Raw genomic sequence first — 462 nt, forward strand, 5'->3', positions numbered from 1 at the left:
CTAGGACACTATCGCCAGCCGTATTGGCGATCCGCCCACCGTGCTCGGTGATCAACCGGTCCATGATCTCGCGATGCGTGGTCAGGGTGCGGAGTGTCCCAACCTCGTCCTGCTCCATCAGGCGCGAGAAGCCCGCCACGTCAGCCGCGAAAATGGCTGCCAGTCGTCGCTCGACCTTCTGCTCCTGCGGACCCATTTAGACCCTCGGTGCCGTTCCAGATCGGATTCTGATGTGGGCTGAGTAACATGTCCAGCCGACGACTAATCAGATCTGAAAGCCAAGGTTCGTCGGGAGGATGAGGATATAGCAGTCGAGGATGGTTCAACGGAGAACTCGGGGTGGCATGGGATCAATCCTTTAAGTTTCGCTCGAGAAGCTCTTGCGTTAGGCGCAGTGAGCACCCCTAATCTCATGACCGGACCTGGAGGCTATTTCGAAAGGCTTGTCATCGTCTCCCAGAG

Annotated in this window: 1 pseudogene; it reads right to left on the reverse strand. The window is 57.6% G+C overall.

The features are described 5' to 3' along the window. Positions 1-196 (reverse strand): annotated as a pseudogene (locus C7G61_RS43390) (adenylate/guanylate cyclase domain-containing protein); the annotation flags it as partial. Positions 197-462: the final 266 nt, after the last annotated feature.

The organism is Bradyrhizobium algeriense, assembly GCF_003062295.1.
Lineage (GTDB): Bacteria > Pseudomonadota > Alphaproteobacteria > Rhizobiales > Xanthobacteraceae > Bradyrhizobium > Bradyrhizobium algeriense.